The organism is Caulobacter soli (assembly GCF_011045195.1).
GTDB classification, from domain to species: domain Bacteria; phylum Pseudomonadota; class Alphaproteobacteria; order Caulobacterales; family Caulobacteraceae; genus Caulobacter; species Caulobacter soli.
The window spans coordinates 3,827,501-3,846,915 of sequence record NZ_CP049199.1; the positions used below are offsets into that span (position 1 = coordinate 3,827,501).

Genomic DNA, 19,415 nt, shown 5'->3' on the forward strand with positions numbered 1-19,415 from the left:
TTTGGCGGCTTGGGCTTTGGCGGCTTGGGCTTTGGCGGCTTGGGCTTTGGCGGCCGGCGTCGCGCCCTTCGGACGCTTTCGCTGGCGAGTTGACGTGTTCTGGTCGCAACGCGAGATGAGTCGGAAGCTCCCCGACCAGAGCCCCCCTCCCCCGCCCACGACGCCACGCCGGGAAACGGCGCTCGGACCAGGGCGGTGATGGAGAATCGTTTGCGCACGACAGGCGCGAGATCTTCAATCGGGGGGACTTCTTCGCGGGATAGTCCGCGGGCTGCTTAGACAGCGCCTCTTAGCTGGCGACCCCCGGAGAGATTCGATCCTCGCCCGATAGAGTGCAGCGTGCGACTCGCACGCCAGGCGCGTCTCACGGCCAGGTCTCTCGTTCGCTGAAAAGCCATCCACACATCTGGAGCGAGGCGATCGCCTCGATGGATCGACGGACGATTCGGACATTCAAGCCCATCCGGACCGCCCGTTCGGCGAAGGAGGGTCTCTCTGAAAACGAAAGATGCGCTCGAGATGCGCTCGAGCACCGAAACTCGAGTTCGCCGATGCCGCCAAGGGACGATTCGGTCGCTCGCGGGGAGCGGACACGCCGCGGACGGGCCCAAAGAGCATCGGACGAGGGAATTTTCGTCGGCGTCGCGCTCATTTCGACCGGTGTGGTGAACCGAAAATACGCGCGAAACGCCGGCGCTCGGTCAGCAGCGACGGGACGTCGTCGCCCTGAGTCGGCGATCACCTCGCTCACAGGGAGAGGGCGCCGGCGAGGAAGCGGAGGTGGCGGCGAAGGCGGACCGACACCCGGCCGCTTAGCCTCGCTCAAGCGTGTGGAAAGTCGCCGCTTCTTCGTCTTCGATGTCGATTCGCTCTCGGCTAGACCAACCGCGCGACGAATCCGCGCCACGAGAGGCCTCAAGCGGGCGTTGACGGCGCTGACGCGGCCTGGCCGGCGCCGGATGAGCGACAATTGCCCGAGGGGATCCCGGCCTAGGCCGAGGACGACCTGGTCGTCGCGAAGGGAAAGCCCAAAACGAAAATGGCCTCCCGAAGGAGGCCATTCTTGATCTTGGGTGCGGGGACAGGATTTGAACCTGTGACCTTCAGGTTATGAGCCTGACGAGCTACCGGGCTGCTCCACCCCGCGGCGAAGTGGGTAGTTTGTGTATCGTGTTGGGAGGGTTCTGGACTTTGAGCGCTTGGCTCTAACGGGGCATCCTTTTAGCGGACCTGGCGGCGACCTACTCTCCCGCGCCTTGAGACGAAGTACCATTGGCCCTGGGGGACTTAACGACCGAGTTCGGAATGGGATCGGGTGGGGAACCCCCGGCATAGCCACCAGGTCAGCAAAAAGGATGCTGTTCGGTGAGGTGTTTAGGCTCACCGAAGCATGTTGTGAAGAAGACATCGCATGTCTGAAGCCAACACCGCGTTAGCGGTCTAGCATGTAAAGCTCAGTCATGGGTTTGACTGAAGAACGATCAAGCCTATCGAGCTATTAGTACCAGTAAGCTACACGCCTCACAGCGCTTCCACACCTGGCCTATCAACGTGGTGGTCTACCACGGCTCTCAGCGAGACCTTGTTTTGAGGTTAGTTTCCCGCTTAGATGCTTTCAGCGGTTATCTATTCCACACTTAGCTACCCTGCTGCACAGCTGGCGCCATGACAGGTCCACCAGAGGTGTGTCCATCCCGGTCCTCTCGTACTAGGGACAGATCCTCTCAAGTCTCGTACACCCACGGCAGATAGGGACCAAACTGTCTCACGACGTTCTGAACCCAGCTCACGTACCACTTTAATCGGCGAACAGCCGAACCCTTGGGACCTGCTCCAGCCCCAGGATGTGATGAGCCGACATCGAGGTGCCAAACTTTGCCGTCGATATGGACTCTTGGGCAAAATCAGCCTGTTATCCCTAGAGTACCTTTTATTCGTTGAGCGATGGCCCTTCCACGCAGGACCACCGGATCACTATGGCCGACTTTCGTCTCTGCTCGACTTGTCAGTCTCGCAGTCAGGCGGGCTTATGCCATTGCACTCGACGACCGATTTCCGACCGGTCTGAGCCCACCATCGCGCGCCTCCGTTACACTTTGGGAGGCGACCGCCCCAGTCAAACTGCCCGCCACGCCATGTCCCGGACCCGGATAACGGGCCGCGGTTAGACGTCAACAACAATAAGGGTGGTATTTCAAGGATGGCTCCACTCGAACTGGCGCCCGAGTTTCATAGCCTCCCACCTATCCTACACATGTTGTTGCTAACGCCAAGGCGAAGCTGCAGTAAAGGTTCATAGGGTCTTTCCGTCTGACCGCGGGAACCCCGCATCTTCACGGGGAATTCAATTTCGCTGAGCCTATGCTGGAGACAGTGGGGAAGTCGTTACGCCATTCGTGCAGGTCGGAACTTACCCGACAAGGAATTTCGCTACCTTAGGACCGTTATAGTTACGGCCGCCGTTTACCGGGGCTTCAATTCGCAGCTTGCACCACTCCTTTTAACCTTCCGGCACCGGGCAGGCGTCAGACCCTATACGTCGCCTTGCGGCTTCGCAGAGCCCTGTGTTTTTGATAAACAGTCGCTACCCCCTGGCCTGTGCCACTCTACTCTGGTTGCCCAAAGCAGAGTCACGCTTATCCCGAAGTTACGCGTGCAATTTGCCGAGTTCCTTCAGCATAGTTCTCTCAAGCGCCTTGGTATACTCTACCTGCCCACCTGTGTCGGTTTCGGGTACGGTCTCCGTTGGAGTTATTTCCAGGGACCTGTTCACTGCCCAGAGCAATCCAATAAGCCTAGACAATTTACCAGATCCGTCACTTCCAACTGGTTCAGGAATATTCACCTGATTCCCATCGACTACGCCTTTCGGCCTCGCCTTAGGGGCCGACTAACCCTGCGCAGATTAGCTTTACGCAGGAACCCTTGGGCTTTCGGCGAGAGTGTCTCTCACACTCTTTATCGCTACTCATGTCAGCATTCTCACTTCCGATACCTCCAGCAAGGCTCGCGCCTCACCTTCACCGGCTTACGGAACGCTCCGCTACCGCTTGCTCAAAGAGCAAACCCATACCTTCGGCGTCTGGCTTGAGCCCCGTTACATTTTCCGCGCAGGTTCGCTTGACCAGTGAGCTGTTACGCTTTCTTTAAATGATGGCTGCTTCTAAGCCAACATCCTGGTTGTCAAAGCAAACCCACATCGTTTCCCACTTAGCCAGAACTTGGGGGCCTTAGATGATGGTTAGGGTTGTTTCCCTTTTCACGACGGACGTTAGCACCCGCCGTGTGTCTCCCAGATATCTCTCTTGGGTATTCGGAGTTTGATTAGAATTGGTAGAGATCGCTCCCCCCGCATCCATTCAGTGCTCTACCCCCCAAGGAGTCCGTCTGAGGCACTACCTAAATAGTTTTCGCGGAGAACCAGCTATGTCCAGGTTTGATTGGCCTTTCACCCCTATCCACAAGTCATCCGAGAATTTTTCAACATTCACCGGTTCGGTCCTCCAGTAAGTGTTACCTTACCTTCAACCTGCTCATGGATAGATCACCTGGTTTCGGGTCGTCATGCGACGTACTTATTCGCCCTATTCAGACTCGCTTTCGCTACGCCTACACCTAACGGCTTAAGCTTGCACGGCACATGAAGTCGCTGACCCATTATACAAAAGGTACGCCGTCACCACGCGCGGTGGCTCCGACTGCTTGTAGGCTTCCGATTTCAGGATCTGTTTCACTCCCCTTGTCGGGGTGCTTTTCACCTTTCCCTCACGGTACTTGTTCGCTATCGGTCATTGAGGAGTACTTAGGCTTGGAGGGTGGTCCCCCCATGTTCAGACAGGATTTCACGTGTCCCGCCCTACTCGAGTCTGTCGCTATTTGACGCTTACGGGGCTATCACCCACTATGGCCGACCTTTCCAAGTCGTTCAGCTTTATGTCACGACAGCACTGGCCTGGTCCCGGTTCGCTCGCCACTACTACGGGAGTCTCGGTTGATGTCCTTTCCTCCGGGTACTGAGATGTTTCAGTTCCCCGGGTTTGCTTAATGGAGCCTATGTATTCAGCCCATTATACCTGTCACAACCAACCCACCACGCTCCCGGCCGAAGCCGAAAGCAAGTGGAGTGGTCATTAAGGTGGGTTTCCCCATTCGGAGATAGCCGGATCAAAGGGTGCTCGCGCCTCCCCGGCTCTTATCGCAGCGTGCCACGTCCTTCATCGCCTCTCAATGCCAAGGCATCCGTCAGAAGCCCTTATGCGCTTGATCGTTCTCAGCAAAACCCATGCGCTACAGCTCTAGGGAGCTGCGGCATGCGCTTTACAGTCAGACATTTGATGTCTTCTTCAAAGTCCGCCCTAAAACCAGCTGCATCCCCAAGGGGAGATACAGGCGGCGGGTGAACCCTACCTTCACGATGTCATTATCGCAGACCGCGCAACTCTCAGTGAGAGTACAGTCGCAGCTGCAAACTTGATCAATCCTCGATCGCGTTACCACGTCTTCCGAATGAAGAGATGGTGGAGCCAGACGGATTCGAACCGACGACATCCTGCTTGCAAAGCAGGCGCTCTACCAACTGAGCTATGGCCCCTCACCTCGCGGTAAGTTGCGGTAGCCCAGGAGAGCTGGGGTCGGTTGCGTCCGTTATGCTGGAAGGTTGGTAGGCCCGATAAGACTTGAACTTATGACCTCACGCTTATCAAGCGTGCGCTCTAACCAACTGAGCTACGGGCCCATAGGCCGCATAGACCAGATCCTCAATCCGAAGATTGAGACCCGTTCCTGGGCTCGCGATCGCCTCAACCACCTAACGGCGATCAAGGAGTGGAAAGAGAAACGAAGACGGCGGCGATCCGCTCACTGTATATAATTGGAGTTCCAATAGCCGAAGCTGGAGGAACATCCTTAGAAAGGAGGTGATCCAGCCGCAGGTTCCCCTACGGCTACCTTGTTACGACTTCACCCCAGTCGCTGACCCTACCGTGGTCGCCTGCCTCTCTTGCGAGTTAGCGCAGCGCCTTCGGGTAAAGCCAACTCCCATGGTGTGACGGGCGGTGTGTACAAGGCCCGGGAACGTATTCACCGCGGCATGCTGATCCGCGATTACTAGCGATTCCAACTTCATGCACTCGAGTTGCAGAGTGCAATCCGAACTGAGACGACTTTTAGGGATTGGCTCCCCCTCGCGGGATTGCAGCCCTCTGTAGTCGCCATTGTAGCACGTGTGTAGCCCACCTTGTAAGGGCCATGAGGACTTGACGTCATCCCCACCTTCCTCCGGCTTACCACCGGCGGTCCTATTAGAGTGCCCAGCCAAACCTGATGGCAACTAATAGCGAGGGTTGCGCTCGTTGCGGGACTTAACCCAACATCTCACGACACGAGCTGACGACAGCCATGCAGCACCTGTGTCCCAGTCCCCGAAGGGAAAGCCTCATCTCTGAGGCGGTCCGGGCATGTCAAAAGGTGGTAAGGTTCTGCGCGTTGCTTCGAATTAAACCACATGCTCCACCGCTTGTGCGGGCCCCCGTCAATTCCTTTGAGTTTTAATCTTGCGACCGTACTCCCCAGGCGGAGTGCTTAATGCGTTAGCTGCGTCACCGACAGGCATGCCTGCCGACAACTAGCACTCATCGTTTACAGCGTGGACTACCAGGGTATCTAATCCTGTTTGCTCCCCACGCTTTCGAGCCTCAGCGTCAGTAACGGACCAGTATGTCGCCTTCGCCACTGGTGTTCTTCCGAATATCTACGAATTTCACCTCTACACTCGGAGTTCCACATACCTCTTCCGTACTCAAGATAGCCAGTATCAAAGGCAATTCCAAGGTTGAGCCCTGGGCTTTCACCTCTGACTAAACTATCCGCCTACGCTCCCTTTACGCCCAGTAATTCCGAGCAACGCTAGCCCCCTTCGTATTACCGCGGCTGCTGGCACGAAGTTAGCCGGGGCTTCTTCTCCGGGTACCGTCATTATCGTCCCCGGTGAAAGAATTTTACAATCCTAAGACCTTCATCATTCACGCGGCATGGCTGCGTCAGGCTTTCGCCCATTGCGCAAGATTCCCCACTGCTGCCTCCCGTAGGAGTTTGGGCCGTGTCTCAGTCCCAATGTGGCTGATCATCCTCTCAGACCAGCTAAGGATCGTAGCCTTGGTGGGCCTTTACCCCACCAACTAGCTAATCCTACGCGGGCCGCTCCAATGGCGATAAATCTTTCCCCCGAAGGGCACATCCGGTATTAGCTCAAGTTTCCCTGAGTTGTTCCGAACCAAAGGGCACGTTCCCACGTGTTACTCACCCGTCCGCCACTAATCCCGAAGGATCCGTTCGACTTGCATGTGTTAGGCCTGCCGCCAGCGTTCGCTCTGAGCCAGGATCAAACTCTCAGGTTGAGTTGACCGCTAACACAGACTTCAGATCATGGGGGAAAACCCACGATCCGGTTCTGGTTTGCATAGTTTCTTGACGAGTTCCCAATCACATCGATGGATCAAAGCCGAAGCTTTGGTCCATGATATTCATGGTGTCTTCAAGAGACCGCAATTGTCAGCGCATCGAGATGACCCGTGAGGTCATCGCCAGAGCGCCGCCGCCTGCGTTTCTCTTTCCAAATCAACAATGTCAAAGACCCGAACCCCTCTTCCAAGGAGCCCATCGTTTAGCGCCCGATGTCGGCGGAGGCGGCTATCTATCCAACCTCGAATTCCGTGTCAAACCGTTTTTTTCAAAACCGTCCGAACCAACCCACCAAACCTACCCGAAGGCAAACCCAGTAGACCGAAGCGACCTTCTAGTGAAAGCCGCCAATCAAGTCAAGCAAGAATTTCAAAGAAACTCTTAGAAGACCTGAAGAGTAACCTCAGAAGCTCTTGCGAACCCCCTCCCGTTACTCTCGGGAACGCGGCTTCTATTGAAACCAACACCCCCTGTCAATCGGCCTTTTCACCCTTGTCGATGAGCTGGCCGAGGCCGCTTCGAAGGACAAAAGCGCGGCGACGAAGCCCTTGAAGACAGGATCTTCGCAAATTCGTCACCGAGTCGATTGAGGCTGCGGAACCTAGCGATCCACCTGTCCAAATGCAAGGCCCGAAGGTCTCGAATTCGTCCGGCGGGCGTTGGCCCCGAAGCGAGGGCGGTGTTTAGCCACCGCCCCGGGGAGTCGCAACCGCAAAAGCGACGCGATCAACCGCACGCATCGCTTTCCCTGTGCGCGGATCTGTGAATCCTTTGAGGCCGAGTTTCACGGGTTCAGGCCGACGACGCTTGCGCCATCCCCTCCCCTGCCTCCATAGACCTCCGCAAGAGGAGGCCCCGCGTCCATGTTGTCCCAGAAAGCGCGCTACGCCTTGCGCGCCATGATCGAGCTGGCCCGCGAAGACGGGCAGGTCACCGCCGGCGAACTGGCCGTTCGGGCCGATGCGCCGCGCAAGTTTCTCGAGGCGATACTTCTTACACTGTCGCGCCAGGGCCTGGTCACCAGCCGGCGCGGCAAGTTCGGCGGCTACCTGCTGGGCCGCGAACCGACGGGAATCAGCTTCGCCGAGATCATCCGCCTGGTCGACGGCCCGCTGGCCCTGACCCCTTGCGTCAGCCGTACGGCTTTCCGCCGCTGCGAGGATTGTCGCGACCTGGCCAGCTGCGCGCTGCGCGAGGCCCTGCTGCGCGCCCGCGACGCGACGGCGGCGGTTCTGGAAGGCTACAGCCTGGCCGACGCGGTCAAGGGTTCCGGAGCCGAACTGCTGAGCGAAGAGGTCCGCTGAGCGACGCTCTATATAGGGCCCCTATATAGAGCGTGTTCGCGACCCCGCCTCAGCCGGCCGCGATATAGGCCTTCAGCCCCTCGGCCTCGGCCTGGGCCTCACGGATCTTGTACTTCACCAGGTCGCCGATCGAGATAATGCCGGCCAGTCGATTGCCCTTGCAGACCGGCAGGTGGCGGATCCGGCGATCGGTCATCCGCTCGAGCAGGGCGTCGACCGTCTCTTCAGGCTGGGCGAAGACCACGTCTCGGGTCATGCAGGTCGAGATCGGCTTGGACAGGGCGCCGGCCCCTTCCTTGGCGATAACCCGCACGATGTCGCGTTCGGACAGGATGCCGGCGATGGTCTCGTCCTCCTCGAGCACGACCATCGCGCCGACGCGCCGGGTGTGCAGCAGGGCCGCGGCCGCGCCGACCGTCTCGTTGGGCGAGGCGGTAAAGACCAGGTCGCCCTTGTCCTTCAGGATCTGAGAAACCAGCAAAGCTTAATCCTCCCTGACACTTATTTTAACGCAGGGTCTCGCAAAGCGGTCTCCATATCAATGGGCTGCGTCGCCGGACCGCCCGCCGGACGCATATTGTCGCGCCCGCCGAAGTCGCCCCCCGCCCCGGTTTACCTTAACCAAATCGCGAGACCTTCGGGATTAAACCGAACGCTGTCCGATATTGGCACGGGGGTTGCTTAACATCGGAAATGTCGGCGTCACGAGGTCCCCAATGGCTGCGAGTGTGAAGAAATTGCCGGGCGCAGGCCGCCTGCTGGCGATCAGCGCGGCTGTTCTGGCCCTGGCCGTGGCCGCCACCGGTCTGGTGCTGGCGAGCCCGGCCCGGGCCCAGACCCTGGACACCAACTCCGCCGCGTTCAACGCCGGCTACGGTCGCACCGCCGGTTCGGAGAACCACGTGGTCGAGTATTCGACCCGCGACGCCAACGGCAACCGCGTCATCGTCGACGGCGTGATGCTGACCGGCGCTGACCAGAGCGTCTATTCGTCCAGCCACTCGTCGGGCTCGCTGGACAGCTATTCGGGGGTCGGCAGCCTGGGCGGCTATGGCAGCTCCACGGCGATCGGCAACAATCTGACGGTCATCACCCAGGGCAACAACAACACGGTGATCGTCAATTCCTCTCAGATCAACAATGGCTCCATCACGGCCGGAACGAACGTCGGGAAATCGGGCAATGGCCAGTAAGCGCCTCCACCTCCTGCTGATGGCCGGGGCCTGCGCGGCGCTGAGCGCCTGCGGCGGCGTGCCCAAGCCCATGACCGACGGCAACTACGCCACGGCCATCGGCGGCGCGCCGGTCACCGCCAATCCCACGCCCTACACGGCCGGCCTCGTCTGTCTGGCCCAATACGCCCGCGCCAACCACGTGGTCGCCCCGCGCGTCGCCATCGGCCGCATCGCCGACTACACCGGCAAGGAAGAGTCCGACGGCTCGGGCCGCAAGGTCACCCAAGGCGCCTCGCTGCTGGCCATGACCGCCTTCGCCAAGGCCGGCATGCCGATGGTCGAGCGCTTCGACACCTCGGTGTCGGAGTACGAGCTGAAATACGCCAACAACAAGCTGATCTCCGACAACCCCAAGCCGGGCGCCGACGTGCCGGCCGAGTATCGCAAGATCCTCGCGGGCCAGGTGCCGGGCTCGGACTTCTACGTGGCCGGCGGCATCACCGAGCTGAACTTCAACATCCGCTCGGTCGGCGCCGACGCCTATGTCGGCGACAAGGACACCGACGGCCTGAAAGGCAATTTCCGCCGCCGGGTGTTCGTGATGAACATTGCGCTGGACCTGCGCCTGATCAACACCCGCACGCTGGAGGTGGTCGACGTGATCTCCTACCAGAAGCAGGTGGTCGGCCGCGAGATCAGCGCCGGCGTCTTCGATTTCCTCAACGGCAACATCTTCGACATCTCGGCGGGCCGCGGCGCGCTGGAGCCGATGCAGCTGGCCGTGCGCTCGCTGATCGAGCGGGCCACCATCGAGATGAGCGCCAATCTCTACGGCATGCCGGGTCCGCAAAGCTGCCTGCAGTTCGACCCCTATGCCGGCAACACCGTGGGCGCGACCGGGGCCTTCGTCCCCGCCTACAACAACCTGGGAACCAACAATGCGCAGACCCGCGAAGACCCGTCTCGCTGGAACGATCGCAGCGATCCCAATGTGCGTGATGCTGGCAAGCGGGGTCGCTACTAGCCAGACCACGGTCAACAACAACCAGACCAACGCCAACGGCATGTTCGCCGACCAGACGGCGCAGCTGAACGTGGTCGAGGATGTCAGCCTGCTGGCGACCGCCGCGCCGAACACCTATTCGGGCTCGGCGAGCAACGCCGACATCGACCTGATCTCCAACCAGACCAACACCGGCGCGGCCGACGCCCACGGCGAGCTGGACCTCACCGGCTCGGCGGGCACGACCACCATCGCCACCTCGGCGATTGGCAACGCCGGCGCGGTGACGGTCACCGGCGCTACGATCAGCGGCGTGATCGTCCAGACCAACCAGGGCGCGGCCAGCGCCAAGAGCCAGGTCGAGGCCGAGGACGCCGACACCGGCGACATCACCGAGACCACCCTGGCCGCGGGCAACAGCCACGCCCTGACCCTGGTCAACGGCTCGGCCGGCGCGCGCATCAGCCAGTATAACGACGCCGACGTCGCCGCCGACGGCGGGGCCGTGGTCAAGTACCTGTCGGGAACCGCGATCGTGGCGGGCACGGCGGCCGGCAACAACATCGACCTGACCGGCGTCAACCAGTCGGCGGCGCGGGTCGTCACCGACCAGTACAATCCCGCGGCCAATGTCACGGCCACCCAGTTCGCCAACTACGGCAACAGCTACATGACCACCACGGCGGCCACGGCTTCGGGCAACAACCTGAACGCCGCCAACGACGGCACGCTGCTGGACGTGACGACCAACCAGGCCAACGCCGCCTATGTGCGGGCCCAGGCCGTCGAGACCTCCTACGACTTCGGCGGCGCCCAGGCCACGGCCTACGGGGTCGGCAACTCGGTGCTGGCCATCAACACCAACGGCCCAGGCCTGGTGCTGGACAACGTCCAGCTCAACACCGGCGGCGGGGTCGAGGTCATCGCCAGCTTCGAGGGCAACAGCGGCTACGACGCCGGCGCCAGCGCCACGGCGGTCGGCAACGCGGTCAGCGGCTATGTCTGCAACCAGTGCAGCGGCTCGATGAGCGTCAACAACACCCAGTCCAACTATTCCGACGTCAGCGCCCGCTCGACGGTGACCGTGGGCGGCGCCGGCCGCTCGGTGGTCGGCGTCTCGACCGCCACCGGCAACACCGCGACGTTCTCGGTGACGAACTAGGGCTAAAGCGCCCTGCACCGACCGCTTGCCCCCTACGGACCGCTTCGCGGTCGTCTTCCCCCAGAGGGGGAAGAGGCGTCGAGCGCGGTCTGGTGGAGGCAAGTGGGTGTGATCTCACGCGGAAACCCGCTGAGCTGGTGGGAAGGGTGCGAAGCGCCCGGGCCTCGCCCGGATGATTTGCAGTTTTGAATACCGTTTCGACGAAGTTCAGGCGCTTCGCGTGGAACCGTTATCCGGAAGCCTTCGGATCGCGGATTTTTAACCCGCTCCGATGGAGGCCCCCGACGGGCGGAGAGTTGGCTATCTCTCCGGACCGTGCGGGCGATTTCAGCCCGCACCTGTTGCGTTCGCCGATCCCTCGCCGCCTGGGCTTCGTCCTGTGTTTCAAGGAACCTGCCCAGGACCGCCGCGAAGTCGTCACTCAAGACCACCGGCGAGCGCTTCCCGCTCGACCACCCCTGAAAGCTGCATCGGTCGCCGTACGTGCGCCCTCCCCGTGCCTTCAAGTGAGACCAGAATACGGGCGATTTGGAAAGTGAGGACAAGATCAGGTCGACAAAGTTCAGGGCGTTGAAATCGCTGAATTCCGGCCGCTATCCGCCGAGGATAGATGCTCTTGAACCCTCTCCCGTGGGAGAGGGTGCAAAAGGCCCGACCACTCCAGAAAAGACTAAACCCCTGTCGGATGCCCCACCCGTCGTTCGTCCTGGAGATACGAACCCCGCCGAGACCCCATGCGGGAAACCATCATCCATGCCACGCTGACCCGCGTCATGCCGTCCACGGGAGCCGCCCCATGAGCCCGACCATCACCGCCTTCAAGCAGTCGCCCGATCGTGGCCGCGGCCTGGCCCGCGACATGCGCGTGCGCTGGGCCTTCGAGGAAGTCGGCCAGCCTTACGATGTGCGCCTGGTGACGTTTCCCGAGATGAAGGAACCCGCCTACCGCGCGCTGCAGCCCTTTGGCCAGATCCCGGCCTACCGGGACGATGACCTCACGCTGTTCGAGTCCGGCGCCATCGTGCTGCACATCGCCGAGCGCCACGAGGGTCTGCTGCCGGACGACGCCAGCGCCCGGGCGCGCGCCATCTGCTGGATGTTCGCCGCGCTCAGCACGGTGGAGCCGCCGATCGTCGAGCGGAGCATGGCCGCGATCTTCGAACGCGACGAGCCCTGGTACGAGGCGCGCATGCCCATGCTCGACGCGCGGGTCCGAGCCCGGCTGGACGAGCTTGCCGCCCGGCTCGGCGACGCCGACTGGCTGGACGGCGCCTTCAGCGCCGGCGACCTGATGATGGTGACGGTGCTACGCCGGTTGGGCAGTTCGGGGCTGCTCGACGCCTATCCGAGCCTGGCCGCCTATATCGTCCGCGCCGAGGCCCGCCCCGCCTATCAGCGGGCTTTCGAGGCGCAGTTGGCGGTGTTCAAGGCGGCATCGGGCGGGTGACGGCGTTGAAACCCTCTCTCTTTGAGAGAGGGAGGGGCCCGCCGCCGCAGGCGGTGGGAGGGTGAGAGGTTTCACCGCCAACAGGCAAGTCCAGAGCGGTTGGGCTAAGTCCGGGCTTTCACCATCGATGCGGCGGCCGGCGCCGTCTTCGTCAGAGCTTCATTCTGAGAGAGTGTAACCTCTCACCCTCCCACCGCTTCGCGGCGGGTCCCTCCCTCTCTCTAAGAGAGAGGGTTCAAGGAGCGAGGGTTCAACATCAAACCCCCGCCGCGCCCCACCACGCCACCTTGCTCAGCAGTTCGACCGGCGCGATCGGCTTGGCGATGTGGTCGTTCATGCCGCAGGCGCGGTAGGTCTCGATCTGGTGGGCCAGGACGTTGGCGCTGAGCGCGATGATCGGCACGCCGGCAGCCGGGCCGTGCAGGCGGCGGATGGCGCGGGTGGCGCTGACCCCGTCCTGCAGCGGCATCTGCACGTCCATCAGCACCAGGTCGTGCTCGCCGCGCGCGGCGGCGGTGACCGCCTCGACGCCGTTGACGGCCAGATCGACCTGGTGGCCGACCGACCGCAGGATCGCCCCGACCAGCTCGCGATTGGCCTCGTTGTCGTCGGCCAGCAGGACGCGGACGCCCGCGGCCGGCGCTTCGAGAACGGCCGCCGGCTGGGGCGCGATCTCGGCCTCGTCGGCGATCGGCAACGGCAGAACGCACCAGAACCGCGAGCCCTGACCCAGTTGGCTGGAGGCGCCCACCTCGCCGCCCATGGCCTCGGCCAGGCGACGGCTGATCGACAGGCCCAGGCCAGTACCGCCGAACTGACGGGTGACCGAGGCGTCGGCCTGGGTGAAACGTTCGAAGACGTGGTCGATCATGTCCTCGGCCAGGCCGACACCAGTGTCGGTGACCGACAACTCGATCCGCCCATCCTCAAGACAGGCGGCCGCCAGGGTCACCGAACCCTCGATCGTGAACTTCACCGCATTGCCCAGCAGGTTCAGCAGGATCTGGCGCAGGCGCTCGGGATCGCCGACCACCACGCGCGGCATGTCCGGCTCGACCTGCTTGGCCAGCGTCAGGCCCTTGGGTCCGGCCTGGGCCTCGATGATGCCCAGGGCCTGATCCAGCACGGCCTCCAACGCGAACGGCCGGCGATCCAGCTCGACCCCGCCGGCGTCCAGCTTGGACAGGTCCAGTACGTCGTTCAGCGTCGACATCAGGGCCTGGCTGGCGTCCTCGATCCGCCCCAGATAGCGGCGCTGCTCGGGGCTGAGGGCCGCGTCGCGCAGCAGGCCGGCGAAGCCGATCACGCTGGTCAGGGGCGTGCGCAGCTCGTGGCTCATATTGGCCAGGAACTCTTCCTGCGACCGGACGGCCGCCTCGGCCCGGGCGTGGGCGACGGCCAGTTCGCGGCGCGCCTCGATCTCGTCGGTCATGTCGACCTGGTTGACCAGCACGCTGACGTCGCCGGTGACGGGATCCAGCGTCCGGCGGGCGTCCAGGCCGTGCCACAGCGTCTGGCCGTCGATCGTCACCTGGCAGGAACCGACCCAGAAGCCCTGCTCCAAGGCCGCCTTCCAGATGCCGGACGCCTCGCTGGGGTCGACGAAGCCGTGGCCGAAGGCGGTCTGGTCCGGAAACGCAGTCAGGCGGCTGGGATTGGCGAACAGTCGGCGGCCTTCGGCGTCGAACAACCCCACCAGCACCGGCGTATGCCGCAGGGCCTCGGCGGCGCGCTGCTCGTCGGGCGATCGATCGTCGGGCACGGCCTCGAACAGCAGGGCCTCGCCGCCGTCGCTCAAGGTGAGCGCCGAGATGGTCGTCTGCACCGAGATCGGGTGGCCCAGCGGATAGAAGGTCCAGCGCTCGGTCACGGCGTCACCGCCGGCGACCTTGTGGGCCAAGGCCTCCATGCGCGCCTGCACGGCCGGCGACTGATCGGAGAAGTCGCGGGCCAGCAAGGCGTCCAGGCTGTCGGCGCCCCACAGGGCCACGGCGGCCGGGTTGGCGTAGACCTTGCGCTTGCGGACGTCGTCGAACACCCAGACCGGTCGGCGCAGGCGGTCCAGTCCCGCCGCGTCGAACGGCAGGCCGGCGAGCGCGGGCGTGAGCGGGTTGGGGCGGGACATAATCGGGGCTTTGCTATCGGCCCTCTAAAATAGTCCGGTTTGGCGTGCATTCGCACGGACCTAATGTCGCATGGCCGACACCGAAGCGTGGCCGGACCGCCCAATCGACGCCTTGCTTGCGCCACGCGCTGCGGCCAAGGTGCCCGACTTTCAACGCTCTATCTCAAGGTCGCACATGATCCGCGTTTCGCGCCTGGCCCTCGTTCTCTCGGCCGGGCTCAGCCTCTCCGCCTGCGCGACCGTGTCACACCTGATGCCCGGTGGGGGCGACAAGACAGCGATCTCGCCGTCGACGTCCGAAACGCCCGGCGCCCCGGTCCCTCACAAGACGTCGGGGGCGCCGACCATAGACCTGGTGAAGCCCGGCCAGTGGCCGCAGGCGGTGTCGGATGTCGCCCCCGATCCGCGCGTGCGCTTCGGCGTGCTGCCCAACGGCATGCGCTACGCGATCCAGAAGAACGCCACCCCGCCCGGCCAGGCGGCGATCCGCCTGTGGTTCGACGCCGGCTCGCTGGACGAGACCGACGAGCAGCAGGGCCTGGCCCACTTCCTCGAGCACATGGCCTTCAACGGCTCCAAGAACGTGCCCGAAGGCGAGATGACCAAGATCCTCGAGCGCCACGGCCTGGCCTTCGGCGCCGACACCAACGCCTCGACCAGCTTCAGCGAGACGACCTATCAGCTGGACCTGCCCAAGACCGACGACGACACGGTCGACAGCTCGCTGATGCTGCTGCGCGAGGCGGCCGGCGAACTGACCATCGCGCCCGACGCCGTCGACCGCGAGCGCGGCGTGGTGCTGTCGGAGGAGCGCACCCGCGACAGCCCCGGCTATCGCACCTTCGTCAACACCTTCGGCTTCCAGCTGGACGGCCAGCGGCCGCCCCAGCGCCTGCCGATCGGCAAGACCGAGATCCTCAGGACCGCCCCCGCCCAGCGCATCCGCGACTTCTACCAGGCCTGGTATCGGCCCGAGAACGCCGTGGTCGTGGCGGTCGGCGACTTCGACGTCGACGCCATGGAGGCCAAGATCAAGGCCCGGTTCGGCGACTGGAAGGGCCAGGGCCAGCCGGGCGTGAAGCCCGACCTCGGCCCCGTCGCCAAGCGCGGCCTGACCGCCAAGGTGCTGGTCGAGCCCGGCGCCCAGACCTCGGTCCAGATGGCCTGGGTCGCGCCGCCGGACCTGGAGCTGGAGACCAAGGCCAAGGACAAGGACGAACTGGTCAAGGCCCTGGGCTTCGCGGTGCTGAACCGCCGGCTGCAGGTGCTGACCCGGTCGGATGCGCCGCCCTTCATCGTGGCCATGGCCGTGCAGAACGACCAGGAGCACGCCGCCGACATCACCACCCTGGCCGCCACCGTCCAGCCCGGTCACTGGCAAGAGGCCCTGACCGCGCTCGAGCAGGAGCAGCGCCGCATCGTCCAGTACGGCGTGCGCCAGGACGAGCTGGACCGCGAGATCGCCTCGATGCGCGCCGGCTTCGTGGCCGCCGCCGCCGGCGAGGCCACCCAGCGCACCACGGCCCTGGCCGGCGCCATCGTCGGCACGCTGGGCGACAAGGAGATCGTCACCAGCCCGTCCCAGAACCTCGTCGTCTTCGACGAGGCCACCAAGGGCCTGACCGCCGACAAGGTCTCGGCGACGCTGAAGGCCCAGTTCGTCGGCTCCGGCCCGCTGATCACCATCCCGACCCCGACCGCCATCGACGGCGCCGAGAAGACCGTGACCGACGCCTACGCGGCCTCGGCCAAGGTCGCGGTCGCCGCCCCCGCCGCGCCGGGCGTCACGAACTGGCCCTACGCCACGTTCGGACCCAAGGGCGCGGTCGTCGAGCAGAAGGACGTCACCGATCTGGACACCGTCTTCGTGCGCTTCGCCAACGGCGTGCGCCTGACGGTCAAGCCGACCAAGTTCCGCGACGACCAGATCCTGGTGAAGGCCCGCATCGGCCACGGCCTGCTGGACCTGCCCTCGGCCGGCCAGAGCCCGATGTGGGCCGGCTCGGCCTTCATCGAGGGCGGCCTCAAGCAGATAAGCACCCAGGACATGGAGCGGGTGCTGAACGGCAAGGTCTACAACGCCGGCCTGGGGGTCGAGGACGACGCCTTCAGCCTGTCGGGCCGCACCCGGCCCGAGGACCTGGACACCGAACTGCAGGTGTTGGCCGCCTACGCGACCGAGGGCGGCTGGCGGCCCGAGGCCTTCAACCGCATCAAGACCTATTACGGCTCGATCCATGACCAGCTCGAAAGCACGCCCAGCGGCGTGACCGGTCGCGACCTGGGCGGACTGCTGCACGGCGGCGACGGCCGCTGGACCTTCCCTAGCCGCCAGCAGATCGCCGGCACGACCCAGGACCAGCTGAAGGCCGCGGTCTCCGGTCCGCTGGCCGCCGACTCCATCGAGGTGGTGATCGTCGGCGACATCACGGTCGACAAGGCCATCGCCGCCGTGGGCGAGACCTTCGGCGCCCTACCGGCCCGTCCGGACACCCCCGCCCCGGCCGGGGCCGAGAAGGTCCCCTTCCCCGCCCCGTCGCCGACCCCTGTGGTGCGCACCCACAAGGGCCGCGCCGACCAGGGTCAGCTGTTCATGGCCTGGAAGACCGACGACCTGTTCAGCGACCTGCAGCGCGCCCGCAACACCCAGGTCCTGGCCCAGGTCATGCAACTGCGGCTGACCGACGAACTGCGCGAGAAGCAGGGCGCGACCTATTCGCCCTCGGCCTCGGCGACGGCCAGCGTGGCCTTCACCGGCTGGGGCTACCTGGCGGTCAGCGTCGAGACCCCGCCCGACAAGATCGACGGCGTGATCGCCAGCATCCGCAAGATCGCCGCCGACCTGCGCGACAAGCCGATCACCGCCGACGAGCTGGAGCGGGCCAAGAAGCCGCGCATCGACCAGATCGAGAAGGCCCGCGAGACCAACGAGTACTGGTTGGGCGCGCTGTCGGGCGCCCAGACCGACCCGCGCCTGCTGACCGCTACCCGCTCGGTGATCGCCGGCCTGCAACGGGTGACCATCGCCGACGTCCAGAAGTCGGCCCAGACCTTCCTGGGCGACGACAAGTCGTGGACGATGATCGTCAAGCCGGAGGGGAAGTAACTAAATCCGCTCATCCCGGCGAATGCCGGGACCCAGATCCCATAGCGGTGTGGCTGATTGGAAGAGCTCAGCGCCTTTGGCGTCAGCCCCAAAGCCATTCCATCTGGGTCCCTGCATTCGCCGGGATGAGCGGAAATAAAAGAGCAGCGAACTACCGACAGGCGATCAGGTGAACCCGGTCCCGCGACGCCTCGGCCGGTTTCGCGGCGAACACCCCGTAGGCGACCAGGGTCCAGACCGCCAGGACGGCCAGCCATTGAACGGGGGATACGGAAGGCTTCATGCCTCCGTATCCCCCAGTTGCGCGCGCCGGAATAACGACTTATCAGCGGGCATCTGTGAGGTTTCGTCACATGGCCGCCCGCTCCCTCCCGCCGCTCAACGCCCTGCGCGCCTTCGAGGCGTTCGGCCGGCGTGGGCGGATGACCCTGGCCGCCGACGAGCTGTGCGTCACCCACGGGGCGATCAGCCGCCAGATCCGCCAGCTGGAAGACCACCTCGGCGTCGCCCTGACCGAGGGCCCGCGCAACCGCCTGATCCTGACCGAGACCGGCTTGACCCTGGCCCAGGCCCTGACCCAGGCGCTGGACCAGATCGAGGCCGCCCTGCCCCAGCCCGCCGGCGCGGGCGACGGCGCCCTGGTGGTCTCGTGCCTGCCAACCTTCGCCATGAAGTGGCTGATCCCGCGTCTGCCTGGCTTCGTCGCCGCCCATCCGGAAATCCAGGCCCGCATCGTGGAATCGAATGGCCCATTCGACTTCCGCGCCGACGGCGTCGACCTGGCCATCCGCATGCGCCTGCCCGACGCCCCGCCTTCGCCCGACGCCGACGTCACGCCGTTCCTCAAGCACTATGTCGGCCCCGTGGCCGCGCCGGCCCTGGCCGCCCAGATCGACGGCTTGGACAGCCTGGCCCGCCTGCCCCGGCTGCACACCCGCACCTTCCTGGAAAGCTGGGCCGAATGGGAGGTCGCGGCCGGCCTGACCTTGCCGCCGGCGACGGTAAACCGCGAGTTCGACCACTATTTCTACATGCTGGAAGCCGCCGCCGCCGGCCTGGGCGTGGCCCTCAGCCCCTGGGCCTTCGCCGAGACCGACCTGACGTCCGGGCGCCTGATCGCGCCGCTGGGCATGATCCCCGGCCAAGCCCAGGTCTGTGCCCTGACACCCAAGGGCAAGGCCACCCGCGCGGCCCGCCGGTTCCGCGACTGGCTGGTCGCCGAGGGCGTGGCGACACCGCCGCCGCCCGACTTCCAGCCTGGTTCTCAACAGCTGGTCGAGCGCCCCTAAGCAAAACCCCTTACACTTTCGCGTCCGGCCCTCTAGTTTCCGCCGATCCCCCGCGCCCCGCGCGCCCCACCGAGATCAGGAGCCGTCATGGACGCCGCCACCATCGCCAAGCTCGAAGGCCATCTGAAGCGCACCTTCGGCAATCCCCACATCGCCCTCAAGGCCCGTCCCAAGCAGAAGGACTCCGCCGAGGTCGAAGTGGCCGGCGAATTCATCGGCGTCATCTTCCAGGACGAGGACGAGGACGGCTCGTTCATGTTCGAGATGGCGATCCTGGCGGAAGACCTGGAAGGCTAAGGCCTTCCCGCCGTTTGGCAAAAATGACCACTTTGACTATATTCAGGT

At 64.0% G+C, this 19,415-nt stretch carries 11 protein-coding genes, 3 tRNA genes and 3 rRNA genes; 8 read left to right on the top strand and 9 right to left on the bottom strand.

The genetic code is table 11. The features are described from left to right. Positions 1-1,070: 1,070 nt before the first annotated feature. The 6 genes from G3M62_RS17950 to G3M62_RS17975 form a co-directional block, all read right to left on the bottom strand. Positions 1,071-1,147: transfer RNA gene (locus G3M62_RS17950), tRNA-Met, on the bottom strand. Between the two features lie 81 nt (positions 1,148-1,228). Beyond that, positions 1,229-1,343: ribosomal RNA gene (rrf, locus tag G3M62_RS17955) — 5S ribosomal RNA — on the bottom strand. Between the two features lie 134 nt (positions 1,344-1,477). Continuing rightward, positions 1,478-4,266, bottom strand: a 23S ribosomal RNA gene (locus G3M62_RS17960). Positions 4,267-4,515: 249 nt separating this feature from the next. Then, positions 4,516-4,591 (bottom strand) — tRNA-Ala (locus G3M62_RS17965). Between the two features lie 67 nt (positions 4,592-4,658). After that, a tRNA-Ile gene (locus G3M62_RS17970) sits at positions 4,659-4,735 on the bottom strand. A 174-nt stretch (positions 4,736-4,909) separates the two neighbouring features. Further along, positions 4,910-6,395, bottom strand: a 16S ribosomal RNA gene (locus G3M62_RS17975). The 16S, 23S and 5S rRNA genes sit together here with 3 tRNA genes alongside, the layout of an rRNA operon. A 927-nt stretch (positions 6,396-7,322) precedes the next feature. Here G3M62_RS17975 and G3M62_RS17985 point away from each other — a divergent pair. Continuing rightward, positions 7,323-7,763, top strand: a complete 441-nt coding sequence (locus G3M62_RS17985) for an RrF2 family transcriptional regulator (RefSeq protein ID WP_165189492.1) — start codon at positions 7,323-7,325, stop codon at positions 7,761-7,763. A 49-nt stretch (positions 7,764-7,812) separates the two neighbouring features. Here the strand turns inward: G3M62_RS17985 and G3M62_RS17990 are convergent, their stop codons facing one another. Continuing rightward, the gene (locus G3M62_RS17990) at positions 7,813-8,244 is read right to left on the bottom strand and encodes a CBS domain-containing protein (RefSeq protein ID WP_165189495.1); all 432 of its coding nucleotides are present in this window, start codon (positions 8,242-8,244) and stop codon (positions 7,813-7,815) included. 235 nt (positions 8,245-8,479) lie between these two features. Here G3M62_RS17990 and hfaA point away from each other — a divergent pair, with 235 nt between their 5' ends. The 4 genes from hfaA (at position 8,480) to G3M62_RS18010 (ending at position 12,550) form a co-directional block, all read left to right on the top strand. Further along, the gene (gene hfaA / locus G3M62_RS17995) at positions 8,480-8,956 is read left to right on the top strand and encodes a holdfast anchoring protein HfaA (RefSeq protein WP_165189498.1); all 477 of its coding nucleotides are present in this window, start codon (positions 8,480-8,482) and stop codon (positions 8,954-8,956) included. After that, positions 8,946-9,962 (top strand): holdfast anchoring protein HfaB, encoded by a 1,017-nt coding sequence (hfaB, locus tag G3M62_RS18000; protein ID WP_165189501.1) that lies wholly within the window; start codon positions 8,946-8,948, stop codon positions 9,960-9,962. The genes hfaA and hfaB overlap by 11 nt, the downstream gene beginning before the upstream one ends. Next, positions 9,937-11,103, top strand: coding sequence for a holdfast anchor protein HfaD (hfaD, locus tag G3M62_RS18005; RefSeq protein ID WP_343037663.1), 1,167 nt, complete (start codon positions 9,937-9,939; stop codon positions 11,101-11,103). Before hfaB ends, hfaD begins: the two co-directional genes overlap by 26 nt. Positions 11,104-11,899: 796 nt before the next feature. After that, entirely contained in the window at positions 11,900-12,550 is a 651-nt protein-coding gene (locus tag G3M62_RS18010) for a glutathione S-transferase family protein (protein WP_165189504.1), read from the top strand. Positions 12,551-12,806: 256 nt separating this feature from the next. Here G3M62_RS18010 and G3M62_RS18015 read toward each other — a convergent pair whose 3' ends face one another. Next, the gene (locus tag G3M62_RS18015; RefSeq protein ID WP_165189507.1) at positions 12,807-14,675 is read right to left on the bottom strand and encodes an ATP-binding protein; all 1,869 of its coding nucleotides are present in this window, start codon (positions 14,673-14,675) and stop codon (positions 12,807-12,809) included. A gap of 175 nt (positions 14,676-14,850) precedes the next feature. Here G3M62_RS18015 and G3M62_RS18020 point away from each other — a divergent pair, with 175 nt between their 5' ends. Further along, a complete protein-coding gene (locus tag G3M62_RS18020) occupies positions 14,851-17,781 on the top strand; it encodes a M16 family metallopeptidase (protein WP_165189510.1) in 2,931 nt (976 codons plus the stop codon). A 151-nt stretch (positions 17,782-17,932) separates the two neighbouring features. On the opposite strand, the gene G3M62_RS26775 is transcribed toward G3M62_RS18020, so the two are convergent. Further along, positions 17,933-18,064, bottom strand: coding sequence for a hypothetical protein (locus G3M62_RS26775; RefSeq protein ID WP_281360064.1), 132 nt, complete (start codon positions 18,062-18,064; stop codon positions 17,933-17,935). 70 nt (positions 18,065-18,134) lie between these two features. On the opposite strand from G3M62_RS26775, the gene G3M62_RS18025 reads away from it, so the two are divergent. Further along, positions 18,135-19,070, top strand: coding sequence for a LysR substrate-binding domain-containing protein (locus G3M62_RS18025; protein WP_165189512.1), 936 nt, complete (start codon positions 18,135-18,137; stop codon positions 19,068-19,070). An 87-nt stretch (positions 19,071-19,157) separates the two neighbouring features. Next, a complete protein-coding gene (locus G3M62_RS18030; RefSeq protein ID WP_165189514.1) occupies positions 19,158-19,367 on the top strand; it encodes a DUF3126 family protein in 210 nt (69 codons plus the stop codon). Positions 19,368-19,415: the final 48 nt, after the last annotated feature.